The sequence below is a fragment of the Flavobacterium sp. Sd200 genome (assembly GCF_009826935.1).
Classification (GTDB): Bacteria; Bacteroidota; Bacteroidia; order Flavobacteriales; family Flavobacteriaceae; genus Flavobacterium.
In genome coordinates this window covers 723,285-742,688 of the sequence record NZ_WUMN01000001.1, presented here as the reverse complement: position 1 = coordinate 742,688, position 19,404 = coordinate 723,285, and the positions used below count along the sequence as shown (strand labels likewise).

17 protein-coding genes are annotated in these 19,404 nt (G+C 38.7%); 5 read left to right on the top strand and 12 right to left on the bottom strand.

The window, feature by feature from the left end; translation table 11 throughout:
* Window positions 1-58: 58 nt before the first annotated feature.
* A complete protein-coding gene (locus GR160_RS03485) occupies window positions 59-1,390 on the top strand; it encodes a TolC family protein (RefSeq protein ID WP_160748442.1) in 1,332 nt (443 codons plus the stop codon).
* A gap of 154 nt (window positions 1,391-1,544) precedes the next feature.
* Here GR160_RS03485 and GR160_RS03480 read toward each other — a convergent pair whose 3' ends face one another.
* Window positions 1,545-2,834 carry a hypothetical protein gene (locus GR160_RS03480; protein ID WP_160748441.1) on the bottom strand — a complete coding sequence of 430 codons (1,290 nt, stop codon included), beginning with the start codon at window positions 2,832-2,834 and terminating at the stop codon, window positions 1,545-1,547.
* 16 nt (window positions 2,835-2,850) lie between these two features.
* On the bottom strand, window positions 2,851-5,439 hold the full coding sequence (gene gyrA, locus GR160_RS03475; protein WP_160748440.1) for a DNA gyrase subunit A: 2,589 nt from the start codon (window positions 5,437-5,439) through the stop codon (window positions 2,851-2,853).
* 283 nt (window positions 5,440-5,722) lie between these two features.
* On the opposite strand from gyrA, the gene GR160_RS03470 reads away from it, so the two are divergent.
* Window positions 5,723-8,281, top strand: a complete 2,559-nt coding sequence (locus tag GR160_RS03470; RefSeq protein WP_160748439.1) for an ATP-dependent Clp protease ATP-binding subunit — start codon at window positions 5,723-5,725, stop codon at window positions 8,279-8,281.
* 48 nt (window positions 8,282-8,329) lie between these two features.
* Here the strand turns inward: GR160_RS03470 and GR160_RS03465 are convergent, their stop codons facing one another.
* The 5 genes from GR160_RS03465 to GR160_RS03445 form a co-directional block, all read right to left on the bottom strand.
* Window positions 8,330-8,866, bottom strand: a complete 537-nt coding sequence (locus GR160_RS03465; RefSeq protein WP_160748438.1) for a DUF4252 domain-containing protein — start codon at window positions 8,864-8,866, stop codon at window positions 8,330-8,332.
* A gap of 2 nt (window positions 8,867-8,868) precedes the next feature.
* Window positions 8,869-9,393 carry a DUF4252 domain-containing protein gene (locus GR160_RS03460; RefSeq protein WP_160748437.1) on the bottom strand — a complete coding sequence of 175 codons (525 nt, stop codon included), beginning with the start codon at window positions 9,391-9,393 and terminating at the stop codon, window positions 8,869-8,871.
* A gap of 73 nt (window positions 9,394-9,466) precedes the next feature.
* Complete coding sequence (locus GR160_RS03455) at window positions 9,467-9,928, bottom strand: DUF4252 domain-containing protein (RefSeq protein ID WP_160748436.1); 462 nt, start codon at window positions 9,926-9,928, stop codon at window positions 9,467-9,469.
* A 12-nt stretch (window positions 9,929-9,940) separates the two neighbouring features.
* A complete protein-coding gene (locus GR160_RS03450; protein WP_160748435.1) occupies window positions 9,941-10,381 on the bottom strand; it encodes a hypothetical protein in 441 nt (146 codons plus the stop codon).
* A complete protein-coding gene (locus GR160_RS03445; protein ID WP_160748434.1) occupies window positions 10,362-10,877 on the bottom strand; it encodes an RNA polymerase sigma factor in 516 nt (171 codons plus the stop codon). Before GR160_RS03445 ends, GR160_RS03450 begins: the two co-directional genes overlap by 20 nt.
* A 113-nt stretch (window positions 10,878-10,990) precedes the next feature.
* On the opposite strand from GR160_RS03445, the gene GR160_RS03440 reads away from it, so the two are divergent.
* Complete coding sequence (locus tag GR160_RS03440; RefSeq protein ID WP_160748433.1) at window positions 10,991-12,445, top strand: S41 family peptidase; 1,455 nt, start codon at window positions 10,991-10,993, stop codon at window positions 12,443-12,445.
* 86 nt (window positions 12,446-12,531) lie between these two features.
* Window positions 12,532-13,179 carry an HAD family hydrolase gene (locus tag GR160_RS03435; RefSeq protein WP_160748432.1) on the top strand — a complete coding sequence of 216 codons (648 nt, stop codon included), beginning with the start codon at window positions 12,532-12,534 and terminating at the stop codon, window positions 13,177-13,179.
* A 38-nt stretch (window positions 13,180-13,217) separates the two neighbouring features.
* Here GR160_RS03435 and GR160_RS03430 read toward each other — a convergent pair whose 3' ends face one another.
* The 5 genes from GR160_RS03430 to aroB form a co-directional block, all read right to left on the bottom strand.
* Window positions 13,218-13,703: a hypothetical protein gene (locus GR160_RS03430; RefSeq protein ID WP_160748431.1), complete on the bottom strand. Its 486-nt coding sequence runs from the start codon at window positions 13,701-13,703 to the stop codon at window positions 13,218-13,220.
* A gap of 100 nt (window positions 13,704-13,803) precedes the next feature.
* Entirely contained in the window at window positions 13,804-14,235 is a 432-nt protein-coding gene (locus GR160_RS03425; protein ID WP_370519195.1) for a DNA primase, read from the bottom strand.
* A gap of 52 nt (window positions 14,236-14,287) precedes the next feature.
* The gene (locus GR160_RS03420) at window positions 14,288-15,259 is read right to left on the bottom strand and encodes a deoxyhypusine synthase family protein (RefSeq protein ID WP_160748430.1); all 972 of its coding nucleotides are present in this window, start codon (window positions 15,257-15,259) and stop codon (window positions 14,288-14,290) included.
* A gap of 3 nt (window positions 15,260-15,262) precedes the next feature.
* Window positions 15,263-16,711 carry an arginine decarboxylase gene (locus GR160_RS03415; protein ID WP_160748429.1) on the bottom strand — a complete coding sequence of 483 codons (1,449 nt, stop codon included), beginning with the start codon at window positions 16,709-16,711 and terminating at the stop codon, window positions 15,263-15,265.
* A gap of 297 nt (window positions 16,712-17,008) precedes the next feature.
* Window positions 17,009-18,076 (bottom strand): 3-dehydroquinate synthase, encoded by a 1,068-nt coding sequence (aroB, locus tag GR160_RS03410; RefSeq protein ID WP_160748428.1) that lies wholly within the window; start codon window positions 18,074-18,076, stop codon window positions 17,009-17,011.
* 89 nt (window positions 18,077-18,165) lie between these two features.
* Here aroB and GR160_RS03405 point away from each other — a divergent pair, with 89 nt between their 5' ends.
* Window positions 18,166-19,338 carry a proline dehydrogenase family protein gene (locus GR160_RS03405; RefSeq protein ID WP_160748427.1) on the top strand — a complete coding sequence of 391 codons (1,173 nt, stop codon included), beginning with the start codon at window positions 18,166-18,168 and terminating at the stop codon, window positions 19,336-19,338.
* The last annotated feature ends 66 nt before the right edge of the window (window positions 19,339-19,404 follow it).

Sequence of the window (19,404 nt, the reverse complement as noted above, 5' to 3'; positions counted from 1 at the left end):
TTAGTTTTTTTAAATAGCCTGCGGCATTTTAATACCGCAGGTTATTAATCCGTGTATTATGAAAAGGTTTTATTATTTATATATCTCAATACTTATAGCTTCGGCACAAAGTGTACAGGCTCAACAGGTACTCACATTACAGCAATGCCTGGACACCGGACTTAAGAACACCCCGGACTTCCAGATAAAACAGCTTGAAATTCTGAGTACCGAAACAACCTACCGCAGTGCTGCTAAGGAATACCTACCTGTAGTAGAGTTTAACAGTACACATGCCTACAATTTTGGTTCGGTTATAGACCCTGCCACAAACAACAGGGTAAGCAGCCGCATACAAACAGACAATTTTGGCCTTAACGCCAGTATGAACTTACTTGACTTTACTATTTTTACCTCTGCCCGACGAAACAAAATTGCCATACTAAAGGCCCTTGCCGATAAAGAAGCTACCGCATCAGAATATGCCATTACGCTGCTGGACAACTACATAAATGTTATCTATACACAGGAACTTTTAAAAATACAGCTTACTCAGTTTGAAAATGCAAAATTCAATCTGAACCGTATTACACAGGAAGTAGAAATAGGAAGCCGGCCTAAAAGCGACCTTTATGATATGCAGATGAGTTATTCGCAAGAGGAGAGCACTTTACTGCAAACTACTCAACTGTTATATAATCAAAAACTGACACTGCTCCAACTGATGAATGTTATTATCTATAGGCCAAACGATATTGTATTGCAAAGCATAACAGCCATTACATTACCCACAGAGATTAGATTAGAACAGTTGCTTGAAAAATCATTTGCGGCTTCTCCGGCGATACATTCGGCCGAATTAAACCAACACATAGCCCTGAAGGAAACTGCAATAGGGCGCAACAAATACCTGCCAAAAATTTCTGCCTTTTACAGTTATTCATCCTTTTATTACCTGCCTCTCAACCAATCTGGTACACAAGATATTGCCCCTTTTTGGACACAGGTCAACGATAATAAAAACCACTACTTAGGATTACAGCTTTCAGTACCCATTTTCAACGGGCTTAAAACACACCGCGATGTACAGCTTGCTAAAGTAAAACAGCAAATAAGCACTGTAATGCTTGAGCAGGAAAAGATAAAGCTACGCCAAACTATAGAGCAGGAAATGGTTAAAAAAGAGCAAAGCACAATACTGGCTTCTAAATTTGAAGAAGCCCGCCTTTTTGCCGAAAAATCGTTTACTACTACACAGGCTAAATTTAGCAGTGGTCTTGTAGATGCCATAACATTTACATCGAGTAAAAACCAAATGCTTACCGCAGAATACAATCTTTTAAAGGCAAATTTATCAGTCGCATATGCTGATCTAAAGCTATACTTTTTGCAGTATAACCGCTTTGATTAAACAGTTATGCTAAATTGCTCTCTCAATTCATCTCTCAAAACACCAATATTTTCTCATCAGAATCTTGCTGAAAAATATCTTGACAATAATCTAAAAAAAAGCGCAATTTGAAAAATATCAAATTGCGCTTTTGCTTTTTAATTACTGATAAGAATTAAGCTTTCTTTTGCTTAGCTTTCATTGCTTTATATTCAGTATTTTTTTCAAGTGCCTGATAAAGGCTTGCAAGTACTGATATTATGTATTGATCGTCCGGCTTAAGTTTATGGGCTTTTTCAAAATATGGCAGTGCATTATTATACAGGCCATCTTTTTTCTTTTTTAGCACCTCATAGCGAGCGTTGTCTTTAGCAGATGTACCCAGTTTATTCATTTCGTCTACAATTTGCTTTTCGCTGGTAAGTTGTAAACCGCCAATACCTACTAAAGCATCAATATAGTCAGGGTTTATGGCAAGGGCTTTTTTATAATAAGCTTCCGCTCCGGCAGGATCGGCCTCGGTTGACACTACTCCAAGATTATAGAACAACATAGCATCGTTAGGGTTTTTAGCCGCTGCCTCTGCAATAAGTTCTTTATATCTAGCCATATCTTTTGTTTTAAGATAAAGCTCAGCTTCAGCAATAATAAGGCTGCTGTCTTCAGGATTAGCCTTTCTTGCATTGCTCATAGCCTCTTTTGCTTTTTCTATCTCACCTTTTTGAGAATAGATAAGCGCAATATTTTTTACAATATCCCCTCTTAATGATGGTGTTGTTTCTACTTTAGGATCAGAATATAATCCGTTCTTAACAGAAATATCCATAGTAGCCTTATTAGGGAAGGTCTCTACCTGACCGTTAGATTTGTTTTTAGCTGAATATAAAGTAGTAACACCTGTAAAACCAATTTTATCCAGTTCAAGATAGTTTCTAAGAGCTGTATCATAATCCTGCCCATTAACTGCCATAGCCGCAGAATTGTAAAGCATAGAAGCATCTTTTGTATCAAGCTTATAAGCTAAGTCATACAATTGTCCTGCTTCTTTAAATTTCTTTTCGTTTACAATTGTAGCGGCCGCATTTAAAAGCTGGTCTTTTACAGCAGGAAAAATTTGCTCCTGTATCTCTTTAGTACGGTTTTGTTTACCCGCTTTTTCTATTTCAACAACTTTATTGTAATCTTCTATAGCTGCAGGAAGTATAGTTAATGCACCCGCTGGGTTTTTCTTGGCTTCACCAATAGCATACTGAGCTTTATAAAAGTAAAAATCAGCTTTTTGCTCGTTAGTAGCATTAGCCATAAGTGGCTCAGCTTTGTCGAGAAGCGTTTTAAATTCGGGTGTATAAGTTTGCGTAGCCGCCCCCTTATCATTTAATTTTTTAAGTGCCTTAAGTTCATCTTTTTGTGCATAAGCATTAAGCGAAAGCATTAGTGCTGCTGCAATTACATAAGTAACTTTCATTTTGTTGCTGTTTTAGTTATTCTTCTGTTTGTGGTTCTTCGTCAGTAAAATCGTCCGGATTAATTTCAAGGTCATCTACATCAGTGCCTTCCGGAGCAATAATAGCATTAACACCATTTTCGGCATCTCCGTCTAATACTTCTGCAACTGCCTCATCAACGGCTTCTTCTTCGCGCATAACTTTAGTTACTGCAGCAATAGAGTCGTTGCCTTTAATGTTTATAAGGCGAACACCTTGTGTGGCACGTCCCATAACCCTCAGATCACTTACCGCCATACGGATAGTTAATCCAGACTTGTTGATGATCATAAGGTCATCAGCATCGGTAACATTGTTTATAGATACAAGGCTACCTGTTTTGTCTGTAATACTTAGGGTTTTTACACCTTTACCTCCGCGGTTTGTAATCCTGTAATCTTCAAGGCTTGAACGCTTACCATATCCGTTTTCAGACACCACAAGAATTTCACTGTTCATATCGTTTACAGATACCATCCCGATAACCTCGTCTTTTTCATCCTGAAGCGTTATACCACGAACCCCACTGGCACTACGACCCATTGGGCGGGTTTTGCCTTCTTCAAATCGAACAAGCTTGCCCGATTTAACAGCTATAAGCACCTGGCTCTCGCCTGTAGTAAGCTTGGCTTCTAATAGCTCATCGTACTCACGTATGGTTATGGCTGCAATACCGTTTAGCCTTGGGCGCGAATATTGCTCTAACAGTGTCTTTTTAACAATACCTTGTTTGGTTGCCATAATAACGTAATGGCTGTTTATGTAGTCCTGGTCTTTAAGATCCTGTGTACATATAAATGCTTTAACCTTATCGTCATTCTCTATATTGATAAGGTTTTGTATAGCGCGGCCTTTACTGGTTTTTGTTCCTTCGGGAATTTCGTAAACGCGCATCCAGAAACACTTACCCTTTTGGGTAAAGAACAACATGTACTGGTGGTTGGTAGCCACAAACAGGTGTTCAAGGAAGTCCTGATCGCGGGTTGCCACACCTTTTTGCCCCACACCTCCCCTGTTTTGGGTTTTATATTCAGAAAGCGGTGTACGTTTAATATAACCTGCGTGAGAAATGGTAATAACCACATTCTCATCAGCAATAAGGTCTTCAATACTTACATCGCCTCCGGCATATTCAATCTGTGAACGACGGTCGTCTCCAAATTTCTCTTTAACCTCAATAAGCTCTTCTTTAATAAGCTGCATCCTTAAGTCTTTACTTTCTAATAAAGCCCTTAATTCTGCTATTAACTTCATTATTTCTTCATATTCTGCACGAAGCTTATCCTGCTCAAGACCTGTAAGTTGTCTTAAACGCATCTCTACAATGGCACGTGCCTGAATTTCAGAAAGATTAAAACGCTCAATTAATTTAGCGCGTGCCTCTTCTCCGTCTTTAGAACTACGGATAAGAGCAATAACCTCGTCTATATTATCAGACGCTATAATAAGTCCTTCTAATATATGTGCACGCTCTTCGGCTTTACGAAGTTCAAACTGCGTCCTTCTTACAACTACATCGTGCCTGTGTTCTACGAAGTAGTGTATCATATCTTTCAGATTAAGCAATTGCGGCCTTCCGGCCACAAGCGCAATATTGTTTACACTGAAAGATGATTGCAGTTGTGTAAATTTGTATAATGTATTAAGCACCACATTTGGCACAGCATCGCGTTTAAGTATATAAACGATGCGCATACCGTTACGGTCGCTCTCATCGCGAATGTTTACAATCCCGTCTATTTTCTTCTCATTAACAAGGTCTGCCGTTTTCTTGATCATGTCGGCCTTGTTAACCTGAAAAGGTATCTCGGTAACAATAATACATTCCCTTCCTTCAACTTCTTCAAAGTTGGCTTTAGCACGAACTACTATCCTTCCGCGGCCTGTTTTAAAAGCTTCACGAACGCCCTCATAACCATATATAACACCTCCCGTAGGGAAATCAGGTGCTTTTACATGGTGCATAAGCTCGTCTATTTCAATATCGTTGTTATCTATATAGGCAAGTGTACCATCTATTACCTCAGTAAGGTTGTGTGGCGGCATATTGGTTGCCATACCCACGGCAATACCGCTGGCACCGTTTACCAAAAGGTTAGGTATCCTTGTTGGCATTACAGTAGGCTCCTGTAGTGTATCGTCAAAGTTTAACTGAAAATCTACGGTTTCTTTGTCAAGGTCGCTCATTATCTCTTCAGACAGTTTGCGAAGCCTTGCCTCTGTATAACGCATTGCAGCCGGGCTGTCTCCATCTATAGACCCAAAGTTACCCTGACCGTCTACCATAAGGTAACGAAGGCTCCAGTCCTGGGCCATACGCACCATGGCGTCATATACAGAGCTGTCTCCGTGCGGGTGAAATTTACCCAATACCTCTCCAACTATCCTTGCCGATTTTTTGTGGGCTCTGTTACTAAAAACGCCCAGTTCATACATTCCGTAAAGTACCCTTCTATGCACGGGTTTCAAGCCATCCCTAACATCAGGAAGCGCCCTGGATACAATAACCGACATCGAATAATCGATGTAGGCCGATTTCATCTGGTCTTCTATGTTAATAGGAATTAACTTTTCTCCATCTGCCATAAGTAGTTATATTAAAAATTACAGTTAATTTATAGTTTATACAAAACGTGCCAATATACGTATTTTTATTAGCAAATTAATCGTTTTAGGTAGGATTTTTAAACCTTTTTATCAACATCCTCACAATCAGAAAGCAGCATAAAAGTTAATAAACAATTACTAAAACATTTTTATTTACGGTTTTTTTTTTGTCTCTTAGCCTGACAGTACTTTTAATAGGTATGGTTTTTGTAAAATATTAAGTAAATGGTTACATTTACAATAGACAAAGAAAGGAATTATTATGGACGATAATTTTTCACCAAGGGTTAAAGACGTTATAACCTACAGCAAGGAAGAAGCCCTGCGGTTAGGACACGATTTTATTGGTACAGAGCATTTAATGCTGGGGATTTTGAGAGATGGCAATGGCAAAGCAATATCTATACTAACTAATATATCTGTAGATCTGGAACACCTGCGTAAAAAAGTAGAGATTCTGAGCCCTGCAAATCCTTCTGCCGAGCGCAACAATGAGAAGAAGAACCTTCATTTAACGAGGCAGGCCGAAAGGGCTTTAAGGACCACATTTTTAGAAGCTAAGGTGTTTCAAAGCACTTCTATAAGTACAGCACATTTACTGCTTTGTATTTTGCGCAACGAGAACGATCCAACCACTAAACTGCTCAATAAGCTAAAAATTGATTACGAAACAGTTAAAGAACAATTTATCAGCATGACATCAAACGAAGAAGATTATATGGAAAATCTGCCAAAAGCGGAATCCTACAACGATGATCCCGGACAGGATGACAGTTTGCGTGAAAGTACGTTTAACAATCCTGCTGCCGGCAATAAGGCCAACAAAAAATCTAAAACACCTGTATTGGATAATTTTGGCCGTGACCTTACCGAACTTGCCGAAGAAGGCAAGCTTGACCCTGTAGTGGGCCGTGAAAAAGAAATTGAGCGTGTTAGCCAGATACTTAGCCGAAGGAAAAAGAACAACCCATTACTAATTGGTGAGCCGGGTGTTGGTAAATCGGCTATTGCTGAAGGACTTGCACTGCGCATTATCCAGAAAAAAGTATCGCGCATATTGTTTAACAAACGTGTGGTAACGTTAGACCTTGCCAGCCTTGTTGCTGGTACTAAATACCGCGGCCAGTTTGAAGAGCGTATGAAAGCCGTTATGAACGAGCTTGAAAAGAACGACGACATTATATTGTTCATCGACGAGATACACACCATTGTTGGTGCCGGCGGTGCAACTGGATCGCTGGACGCCAGTAATATGTTTAAACCTGCGCTGGCAAGGGGCGAAATTCAATGTATTGGAGCCACAACCCTTGATGAATACAGGCAGTATATTGAGAAAGACGGTGCTCTTGAAAGACGTTTCCAAAAAGTTATTGTAGAGCCTACTTCTATCGAAGAGACTATTACGATACTGAACAACATCAAGAATAAGTATGAAGACCACCACAACGTGATTTATACACCTGAGGCTATCGAAGCGTGTGTAAAACTTACAAGCAGGTATATGACTGAGCGCTTTTTACCGGACAAAGCTATTGATGCTTTAGATGAGGCAGGAAGCCGTGTGCACATTACAAATATTGATGTACCGAAACAAATACTTGACCTTGAGCGTCAGTTGGAAGAAGTTCGTGAGCTTAAAAATACAGTTGTTAAAAAACAAAAGTATGAAGAGGCAGCAAAACTTCGCGACGACGAAAAACGTATAGAAAAAGACCTTGCCATAGCCCAGGAGCAATGGGAAGAAGATTCTAAAAACAACCGTATTACCGTTACCGAAGATAATGTTGCCGATGTGGTTAGCATGATGACAGGCATACCTGTAAACCGTATTGCTCAAACAGAAAGTAATAAGCTTGCTAAGTTGCCGGAACTTATTAAAGGTAAAGTTATAGGCCAGGATGAAGCAGTCCAAAAAATTGCAAAATCAATTCAGCGTAACCGTGCCGGACTAAAAGATCCAAACAAACCTATCGGTTCGTTTATTTTCTTAGGCCAAACGGGTGTTGGTAAAACACAACTCGCTAAAGTAATTGCTAAAGAATTGTTTGATAGCGAAGATGCCCTTGTGCGTATAGACATGAGTGAGTATATGGAAAAATTTGCCATATCGCGCCTTGTAGGTGCGCCTCCGGGATATGTGGGTTATGAAGAAGGTGGACAGCTTACTGAGAAAGTGAGAAGGAAACCTTACTGCGTAGTATTGCTTGACGAGATCGAGAAAGCCCACCCGGATGTATTTAACATGATGCTTCAGGTGCTTGACGATGGTTATTTGACCGACAGCTTAGGCCGCAAAATAGACTTTAAGAACACTATTATCATAATGACATCTAACGTTGGTGCACGCCAGCTTAAAGACTTTGGTCAGGGTGTTGGTTTTGGCACAAGCGCTAAAAAGCTACAGGCAGACGAGCATACAAAAGGTGTTATTGAAGCCGCATTGAAGAAAACCTTTGCTCCTGAATTCATTAACAGGATAGATGATATTATTGTATTTAATGCGCTTGAAAAAGAGGATATACATAAAATCATTGGCATTGAACTTGACAAACTTTATGTAAGAATTAAAGATCTTGGCTACAACATTTCTCTTTCAGAAAAAGCTAAAGACTTTATTGCCGAGAAAGGTTTTGACAAACAGTATGGCGCAAGACCGCTTAAAAGAGCAATACAAAAATATGTTGAGGATGTTCTTGCGGAAGAAATAATTACAGCTAAAATATCTGGTGGCGATGAGATCTTTATGGATCTTGAAGATAATGCTACTGAACTTAGCGTAACTATTAAAAAAGCAGAGAATAACGAGAATACAACAAGTTAATTCAATTAATTATTCCAAAAAATAAATGCTGTCTAAATAAGACAGCATTTATTTTTTAAGCATATTTTGAATAGGCTTGAACTGTTCCATATTTAGGTCTGCTTTTTGAAGCAGGTTTACAATAGTCATTACATTAGCAGGTGTCATATCATCTCCGGTAACACGGGCAACACCAAAACCGGCACCTTTATTATTGGCAAGAATTATAAATTCTTCGATATGCTCTCCCTCGCCTTTAGTGCTAATAGAAGCTCCCATACCATCACGGTTAAACTTTATAAGCTCATCATAACTATCATCTTTAATCAGGTTCTTTACATTATTAAGCTCTTTATCATAAGCTGTAGTATTAGAATCTTTAGCACTATACACCAAAAGGTTGAGATGGTGCAACGACTCTAAAGCAGCCTTTTCTTCGGCTGATAGTTTAAGCTTGTCTGTTTTTATAAAAGAAGGGGCAATGTCTATAGCTGCAAAATCTTTACTTTCAGATTTCTCAACAAAATATTTTTGCAGCGTGGGCTTACTCTCGCATGAGGCAAACAGCATTACTGCAACGGCAAGTGTACACACAAGTTTTTTCATAATTACTGTTTTTTAGAAGCTGCTTTTTTAAGTTCAGGTCCACCCGGAAGACTCATCTTTTCTGTAAGAACTGATATATCGTTAAGATCAAAATTTCCGGTAAGCGACATAATAACAGTTTCGGTTTTATTACCATCCATAAACATCAGCAGTTCTTTTACCTGCGAAGAAGATGCTCCCTGCTTAATATATATTTTAATATTCTTACCGTCGTTATTGATACGCATAAGTTCTTCCAACGGATTGGTCTTTAAATAAGTATCTACCGTAGATTTCATATCGGCAGCATATTTATTATTAGACGTTGTAAACACCTTAAGATTATCGAGCTTTTTTACAAGGTTTAGATACTGCTGGGCATCTTTATCCTTAGGATCCATTTTCATCTGGCCAATAAGCTGAAACATTTTTTTGTTTACAATTACCGATGTTATTTCTGTCTTATCTTCATATTTATTAAAGGCCGTTTGTGCAAAAAACACTGTTGGCATAAGCATGAAAATTAAGACTGCAAATAAATTTTTCATTTTAAAAATTTTATGGTTCAAATTTAGGGGTTTTAATCCGGCCGGAATACCCGGCCGGATATTTTATTGCAACTTATTTAAGGTCGCTTAAATCTACGTTACCGGTAAAAGATACCAGCACTGCTTCTTTTTTAGATCCTCCGTTAGAGAACAACAGGAACTCTTTAACATCTGTTGCCGTTTTGCCTGATTTTACATAGAGCTTAACTTTAGTTCCTTTATCAGCAATGCTCATAACCTCTTCAAGCGAGTTTTTCTTTAAATACTTGCTCACCGTCGATTCCATTTCATTAATATGATTTATCTGGCTGGTAGTAAATATCTTAAGATAGTCTAGGTTTTTAACCTGCTTAAGGTATTTTTTTGCTTTGGCATCTATATCAGATGTTTCTATGCCACCTAAAAGGTCAAACATTTTTTTGTTTACGGTTATCACGTTTATACCTTCTTTGTCTTCAAATTTTGCAAAAGCGTCCTGTGCGAATGTTATTGTTGGCAATACGGCCAAAAATAAAACGATGATGATTTTTTTCATGATGATGATTTTTTACTCTTTAAAAATTGTTTTTCTTGATTTTTCGTACTCTCCTCCTACATAGTTAACACTGTTTATACCCACATTTACGTTTTTAGAGACCATGTTAAGTGCTTTTTGGGTTTCCCTAAAAGCAATTTCGGGATCATCATATGTTCCCAGGTCATTCTGGGATTGTTGGTTTGTAAAGTAGGCAAACATTCCCATTAGCAACACCAGGCTTGCCGCTACCGATATCCATCCGGAATAATGCCTTTTAGTTTTTAGTGGCAGGGTTTTGGTAAACTGTGGCGTGGCCTCTTGGGCAAAATATCCAAACATTGGCCTGTACTGCTCCAGGTGCGGCGCCACACCCGGCGAAGAGAAATACTCCTTAAGCTGATTTTCTTCGGCAATACTGGTTTCTGCATCAAAATATTTATCTAATAACTGTTCAATTTCTCTTAATTCCATAGCTGTGTGTTTTTGTCAATTCTTCCCTCAACGTTTTTCTTGCCCTGCTTAATGCCACCCTAACAGCGGTCTCGTTCATATCCATTATCTTGGCAATTTCCTCAAATTCATATTGTTCTATATCCCGCATTTGCATTATCAGCTTTTGTTGTTCAGGCAGGTTTTTCATTATTTTTTCTACCCACTCCCAACTGTCGCGGTCTTCGGCCTGCTGTTGCAGCCCTGCCTGCCTGTCGGTATAATTGCTGTGCACTATGCGCATTTCGCTGGCTTGTTTACTTTTAAGGCGGTCAAGGCAAAAATTTTTGGTCATTGTCATGGCCATTGCCTCTACACTGCCATAATTTTGCAGCTTTTCTTTATTATTCCATAATTTTACCAGCACCTCCTGGGTGGCGTCTTCCGCTTCTTCAGTGCTAACCAGCAGCCTTCTTGACAGCCGGAACACCTTATCTTTAAACGGCGAGATGATCTTCATAAACTCCGCCTGATTCATTCTTGTGTTGGTTTTAATTATTGGTTTATAAATTGAAGACGAATAGCAATTATTTTTGTTACAAAGAATATTAAAAATATTTAAATTTACGTTTTTATAATAAAAACTGCTTCATGAAAAAACTATCGCTTTTGGTGTTCTCGCTTATAGCAGGCGCTTTAACTTTACAGTCGTGCGAAGATCTTGATGACAATGCCGTTCCGGTTAGCGACTTTGTATGGAAAGGACTGAACGCCTATTATTTATGGCAAGCCGATGTGCCCGAACTGGCCGACGACCGCTTTGCCAACCAGGAACAGCTTAATCGGTTTCTTGAAGCATACAATACCCCTGAACAATTATTTCAAAGCCTGCTTTACCGCCCTGATGAAATAGACAGGTTTAGCGTTATTTTTCCTGATTTTACTGTTTTGGAAAGCCTGCTGCAAGGTGTTTCTAAAAGCAACGGTATGGAGTTCGGGCTTCGCTATACTTCAGCATCCGGTAGCTCAATCTTTGGCTATGTGCGCTATATAATGCCAAATTCTGATGCGGCGTCTAAAGACATTGCCCGTGGCGATATTTTTTATGGGGTTAACGGTACTCCTTTAACCGATCTTAACTATAGTTCATTACTTAGTGCTGATACCTATACACTTAATATGGCTTCTTACACAGATGGTGTACTGGTGCCAAACGGAAGAGAAGTTACACTAACCAGAGCACAATATGCCGAAAACCCGGTACATACTGTAACCACCGTTACCCGCGGAAGCCACAACATTGGCTATTTACTGTACAATGGCTTTTACAGCAATTATGACAACCAGCTCAATGCAGCGTTCGACCAGCTAAAAACAGCAGGAGTTACTGATCTTGTTCTTGATCTTAGATATAATGGCGGTGGCTCTGTGCGTACTGCTACCTATCTTGCAAGTATGATAACCGGACAGTTTAACGGCCAGCTTTTTGCTAAAGAACAGTGGAATGCTAAATTACAAGCCATATACGAAAATCAAAACCCGGGGGCTTTGCAAAACCTGTTTACAAATCAAATATCTAACAGCGCAGCTATAAACAGCCTAAACCTTAATAAGGTATATATATTAACCACAGTCAGTACAGCATCGGCAAGCGAACTGATAATTAACTGCCTGAAACCCTATATAGATGTTGTACAGATTGGAGATACTACAACAGGTAAAAACGTAGGATCGGTAACATTATACGACTCACGCGATTTCTCTGCAAACGGACGCAACGGAAGTCACAGGTATGCCATGCAGCCTATAGTTATAAAAGTGGTAAATAAAGATAACTTTGGCGAGTACAGCGAAGGTATATCGCCGGATGCATCTAATTTACTGGAAGAAGATTACAGTAACCTTGGCGTTTTGGGCGATCCTGCTGAGCCGTTGTTTGCAAGAGCCGTAGCACTTATAACAGGCACAGGCAGGCAGGCAGCTCCAATACAGGGCATACACCACAAACCTTTTAGAGACTCTAAAAACATGCGCCGCTTTGGCAACGAAATGTATATAGAAAATATGCCCGAAGGTTACATGAACATTGTAAAAGATTTGAGGTAAAAACTTTATTAAAAGTATAAAAGTCTTTCTTATTTAAAATAAATTGAGAAAGGCTTTTTTTTTGTTCAAAATTTTAAAATCATAAAATGCAAAAAATAAAAGCAGTAATATTCGATCTTGACGGTACCTTAGCCAATACCCTACCCTTGTGCATAACTGCCTTCCGGAAATCTATAGAGCCGTTAATAAACCGCAATGTTAGCGACGAAGAAATAATTGCAACCTTTGGCCCATCGGAAGAAGGCACAATAGATGCCCTTGCCCCTGAGTTTTATGATAAGGGTGTTGCCGATTATATTTACCATTACACAGCATTGCATGATATGTGCCCTTCAATTTTTGATGGTATGCCGGATGTATTGGAGTATCTTAAAAACAACGGCATTCGGACGGCAATGGTTACAGGAAAAGGCAGAACCAGCGCACAAATATCGTTAGATAAATTTGGGATTAGTGACTATTTTGCGCTTTTAGAAACAGGAATACGCACAGGGCCAAGCAAACCAAAGGGCATTAAAGCTATACTTAATAAATGGGATGATCTAAGCAAAAATGAAGTAATATATATAGGCGATGCCCCAAGCGATATCACTGCCTGTCGTGAAGCTGGTGTTGCGATTATAGCGGCTGCCTGGGCTGATACCTCTGAACCTGAGAAACTATTATCTCTTGAGCCCGATGAACTTTTTTATACCGTAAAAGATTTTTCTGACTGGCTTAAAACAAAGATTTAGGCCTAGAAATCTTCTATATTTTAAAAATAATGAAATCTCTATTTGCATCCTGATATTGCTATTGCAACATCAGATGCAGATACTGAGTTTTTATATTGCCATAAACCATTTTCTCCCTCTTTCATTTCACCCATTTTTACTAAAACCCGGTCAGGCTTTATCTCAAAAATAAATTCTTCCTTATTATTCACTCCTTCTGCCTGTGCAATAAGTATAGTATTTGCAATATTATTTGTCACAACGCCTTTAAAAGTCCCCGTTTTTTTGTCTTTGTAAAACGGCAGCCATTTAAATTCACCTGTAATACTGTCACCTGTACGCTCAAAATTAAGTGATAGCGTATCATTTACAACTTTATCATTCTCAACGCTTTCGGCAACAGTCAAATAGCATTGACTACCAGACGATTCTAAAGGCGTCGTTTTTTCTACGCTTGTCTCTTCAATTACAGTTTCTGCATCAACAGTCTTTTTACAGGCAGTTGCTATCAGCAACACAATAGCAGATAAAATTATTTTTTTCATAAAAGCATTGGTTTATGCATATAAATAAAATTACACCAAACAGCATAAAAAAAGAACTCCGTTAAGAGTTCTTTAATATAATAAGTCATAAGATCATCGATTATTCATCGTCGTCGTCATCTTCATCATCTTCATCATCACTTCTGCGTTTCTTGCGGCGGCGACTGCCAGATTCTTCATCATCGTCCTCGTCGTCACCATCCTCATCATCATAGTCTTCATCCTCGTCATCGTCATCTTCATCTTCACTATCATCGGTGTCAGGCTTAGATTTTTTTGCCGGAGTATCGTCATCGTCATCATCTCCCATTTCCAACTCTTTCAATGCATCAAGATCATCTCCTGTTTCATCTATATCGTCATCGTCATAGTTCTCAATCCTGTCAGCCAGCTTAGTACTTACTTTTACCAGGTAAATAGTGTCTTCAGTCCTTACTTCAACAGCCTCAATGGTTTCATTTTTAGCATTTTTAAAGCGGATGATGTGTGAATCATCATAACCATCGGGAAACCTTTCAACCAAAAGGGTCAAAATTTCGTTTGTTAGTTTTGCGTAATCAACAATAACTCTTTTCATAAATCAACTATAAATCTAATAAGTAAGCAAATATAAGAGGAGCAACGATAGTTGCATCAGATTCTATAATAAATTTTGGAGTATTTATATCGAGTTTACCCCATGTGATCTTTTCGTTTGGCACAGCGCCGGAATATGAACCATAGCTGGTAGTAGAATCTGATATTTGGCAGAAGTAGCTCCAGAATGGCACATCATGCATTTCCATATCCTGGTAAAGCATTGGAACAACGCATATAGGGAAATCTCCTGCTATACCGCCACCAATTTGGAAGAAGCCAACACCGTTACTGCTGTTTTTAGTGTACCAATCGGCAAGGAATGTCATATATTCTATACCCGACTTCATTGTACTTGCCTTAAGCTCTCCTTTAATAACATAAGAAGCAAATATATTACCCATCGTGCTATCTTCCCATCCCGGAACGATAATAGGCAGGTTAGCTTCAGCTGCAGCATACATCCAGCTGTCTTTAAGGTCTATTTCATAATACTCTTCCAATACACCTGAAAGAAGCATTTTGTACATAAATTCATGTGGAAAGTAACGCTCACCTTTATCATCTGCATCTTTCCATATTTTATAAATATGTTTTTGCAGTCTTCGGAAAGCCTCATGCTCGGGTATACAGGTATCTGTAACTCGGTTTAAGCCCCTTTCTAAAAGATCCCATTCCTGCTGTGGTGTTAGGTCGCGATAATTTGGCACTCTTTCATAGTGCGAATGCGCTACAAGGTTCATTATATCCTCTTCAAGGTTAGCCCCCGTGCACGATATGATCTGTACCTTATCGCGGCGAATCATTTCGGCAAAAATTTTACCCAATTCGGCAGTACTCATGGCACCTGCAAGGGTAACCATCATTTTAGCACCGTCTTCCAATTGCTTTTCATAAGCTTTGGCAGCATCTACAAGTGCAGCTGCATTAAAATGCAGGTAGTACTTTTCAACGAACTGGCTTATTGGTCCTTTACTCATTACTTAGTTTTTTTCTGTTTTATTTAATTCTTTCGTAGTTTTCTCTGTGCTATCTACATCATAGCCTAATATTCTTAATACATCATCGGCCTGCTGCATTTCAGAGAAAACCTCTGTTGCAAGAAAACCGTTCTCATCGCGGTCTATAAGTATATGCTTTGGCTGCGGTATAAGGCAGTGGTGTAATCCTCCAAAGCCACCAATAGTTTCCTGATAGGCACCTGTATTAAAGAAACCAATATATAAAGGTTTATCTTTATTATATTTTGGCAGGTATATAGCATTTAAGTTTTGCTCAGAGTTGTAATAATCATCGCTATCGCAGGTAAGACCACCCAAAAGCACGCGCTCATACTGGTCGTTCCAACGATTAACGGCAAGCATAATAAAACGCTTGTTTATGGCCCAAGTATCAGGTAATGTTGTAATGAAAGATGAGTCTATCATATTCCATTTTTCCCTGTCGTTTTGTTGTTTTTGATATAGCACTTTATAAATAGCACCGGCACTTTCGCCCACTGTAAACGAACCAAACTCAGTAAAGATATTAGGCACATCAACCTCTGCCTCCTCACAGGCAATTTTTATCTGGTTGGTTATTTCGTCTACCATATACTGGTAGTCGTATTCAAAATGAAGTGAATTTTTTATAGGGAAACCACCGCCAATGTTAAGGCTATCAAGTGTAGGACATTCTTTTTTAAGGTTTACATATACCTTTAAACACTTGGCAAGTTCGTTCCAGTAATAAGATGTATCCCTGATGCCGGTATTGATAAAAAAGTGAAGCATTTTAAGCTCCAGGTTTTTATTTTCCTGTATTTGCTTGCGGTAAAAAGGTACAATGTTTTTGTACCCTATGCCAAGACGTGAGGTATAGAACTCAAATTTTGGTTCTTCTTCTGATGCTATACGGATACCTATTTTAAACTTGCCTTTTATTTCTTCCTGTAAAAGGTCGAGCTCTTCATAGTTATCTATAATAGGTATGGTTTTATTATGGCCATTGTTTATAAGCCTTGCAATATTTTGTATGTACTGGTCTCTTTTAAAACCGTTACATATAACATACGTATTCTTGTTTATTTTGCCTTTTTCAAGAAGCTTTTCAACGATGTTAACATCGAATGCAGCAGAGGTTTCAATATGAATGTTGTTTTTAAAAGCTTCATTCATTATATATTCAAAATGCGAACTCTTGGTACAATAGCAATAATAATACTTGCCTTCATACTTGTTCTTTTCCATCGCATTCCTAAACCATTCTTTTGCCTTACGTATGTTGGTCGAAATTTGAGGCAGGTAAGTAAATTTTAAAGGAGTGCCATATTGTTCTACAAGTTTCATAAGGTCTATATTATGAAACAAAAGGTGGTTTTCTTTATTAAGGTTGAACTCTTCCTGCGGAAAGTAGAACGTTTGGTTTATAAGGTCTGAATATTTTGTGTTCATTTCGTGAAATTAGTAAAAGTGGTTGTAAAAAATTGTTAGTATTTCCAAAATTTAAACCATTTTTCAAACTCTCAGATTGGCATACCTTATCTGCAGCTTTTCAGGCGCATTGATTATGCTGTAAAAAACTGTTAATAAACTAACCGTGCGCAGTTTAAGCTGCGGCAGGTTAATGGCGGGCAAATGCCTGAATTTACTCATGGCCCGTAACAGAAAAAACATATTTTGTTTTATTTTCATCCCGGCAAATGTAAAAAATATTACCACTTATTTAAAAACAAATGTCTTAAAAAAATGTTAGTTTTGATAGTCTTCAAAAGCATTTAAAATCAGCTCATTATCTACAGTTTTGTTGATAACTGCGTGGCCTGTTCTTTCAAGCAGTACAAATTGAACCTTTCCTGCTTCATTTTTTTTGTCATGTATAAGCAAAGCCATAATTGCTTTTATATCCTGCTGACTAAAATCTACTAATGGATATAGCGAATTTATAACACTCTTTATTTCGGCATATTCAGCTTGCGGCAACAAATTTTGCGCCACAGATATATATGCCTCAAGTATCATGCCTACAGCAATAGCCTCGCCATGCAATAATGTAGTTTTAACATCACTTTCTAAAAAGTAAGACTCTATAGCATGGCCCAAAGTATGCCCAAAATTTAAAATTTTGCGCAAACCTTTCTCGGTAGGATCCTGCATTACCACATTGTTCTTTATTTGTACCGATTGGTATATCAACCTGCCGAGATCATCTGTTGTCAAATTATCAAGAGCTTTAAAAGCATCCCAGTATTCTTTATCTTCAATAAGCCCATGCTTAAGCATTTCGGCAAGTCCTGAACGCATTTCGGCAGCAGGAAGCGTATCTAAAAAAGCTGTATCGACTAATACCGCAATTGGATTGTTTATTACACCTATCTGGTTTTTAAGCGCACCCAGGTCTACACCTGTTTTACCTCCAACAGAGGCATCTACCATTGCCAGTAACGATGTAGGAACATTAATAAAGTCCATACCCCTTTTAAATGTAGAAGCCACAAATCCGCCAAGATCTGTAACCACTCCCCCACCTATATTAATTATAAGGCTCTTGCGATCGGCACCAAGCTCAGTAAGCGCATGCCAAACCTGTATGCATGTATCTATATTTTTATTTACTTCACCCGCTTCAATTTCAATGATCTCTACAGGCAGTTCTGTTGGCAACTGCGCTAAAAAACCCGGCAGGCAGTACTGCGAGGTATTTTCATCTGCAATAATAAAAATGTTGCTGTAACCGCCCGGTATTACAACGCTGGCAAGATAACTGTAACAGTTTTCATTAAAATAGATATTATAGCCTGAACTCGTTATGTGCTGCATAATGGTGTATTAAAGAAAAGGCAAAATAAAGTAATTTCTGCTTTAAATTCTTGAACAGTATTTATATTTGCATTAAATTTTTTTGGTTAATGGAAAAGATCTTCAATAATACAGCTGCTGCATTTGCACTTAAAAGTGATACAGAACTTGACAGGGCTTATTTTTTATTTAAAATGATAGCCTCAGAGCCATTGGTGCGTATAGGTACGGCGGTTACTAATTTTGCCTTAAAGGCACATTTGCCTGTAGAAGGACTAATACGTGCAACTGTTTTTGATCATTTTTGCGGAGGCACCACAGAAGAAGACTGCCTTACTGTGGTACAAAAAATGTTTACCAAAGGCGTTTCTTCTGTTTTAGACTATTCGGTAGAAGCCAAAGAAGATGAAAGCGAGTTTGACAAAGCTCTGGAAATTACGCTGAAAACGATCACATTTGCCAAAGAAATTGCAGCTATTCCTTTTGCTGTATTCAAACCGACCGGTTTTGGGCGTTTTGAACTTTATGAAAAACTGGGGGAAGGAAAAAAACTCAACATTGAAGAAGCCGCCGAGTGGAAACGTGTTTTAAACCGCTTTGAAGTGGTATGTAAAGCTGCCCATGATAACGACATTGCCCTGCTTATAGATGCCGAAGAAAGCTGGATGCAGGATGCGGCTGATGATGTGGTAGCCGATATGATGGCTAAATACAATAAAAACAAAGCAATTGTATACAACACACTGCAAATGTATCGCCATGACAGGCTGGACTATTTAAAAAAACTCCACAAACGCTCTCAGGAAGAAGGATTTTACATAGGAATGAAAGTGGTGCGCGGAGCCTATATGGAGAAAGAGAATAAACGTGCCGAAGAAAAGGGCTATATTTCACCAATATGTATTAGCAAAGCGGCTACCGACCTTAATTATGACGAGGCTATTGCATATATGATAGACCATATAAACACCATGGCTATTTTTGCAGGCACACATAATGAAGAGAGTTCTTACAAGCTTATTAAACTAATGAAAGCCGCAGGACTTGAGAAAGGAGATAAACGAGTGTTTTATGGTCAGCTTTATGGCATGAGCGATAATATTAGCTATAACCTTGCCGATCATGGTTATAACGTTGCAAAGTATCTGCCATTTGGCCCTGTTCGCGACGTTATGCCTTATCTTATTCGCAGGGCAGAAGAGAACACATCGGTAGCAGGGCAAACCAGCAGGGAACTCAACCTTCTTGCTGCCGAACGCAAAAGAAGAAAACTGGAGAACTAATAAATCTGTAGAAAGTAAATATCAAACCCCATTTCTCCACGATCTGGGGTTTGTTATTATTATTGC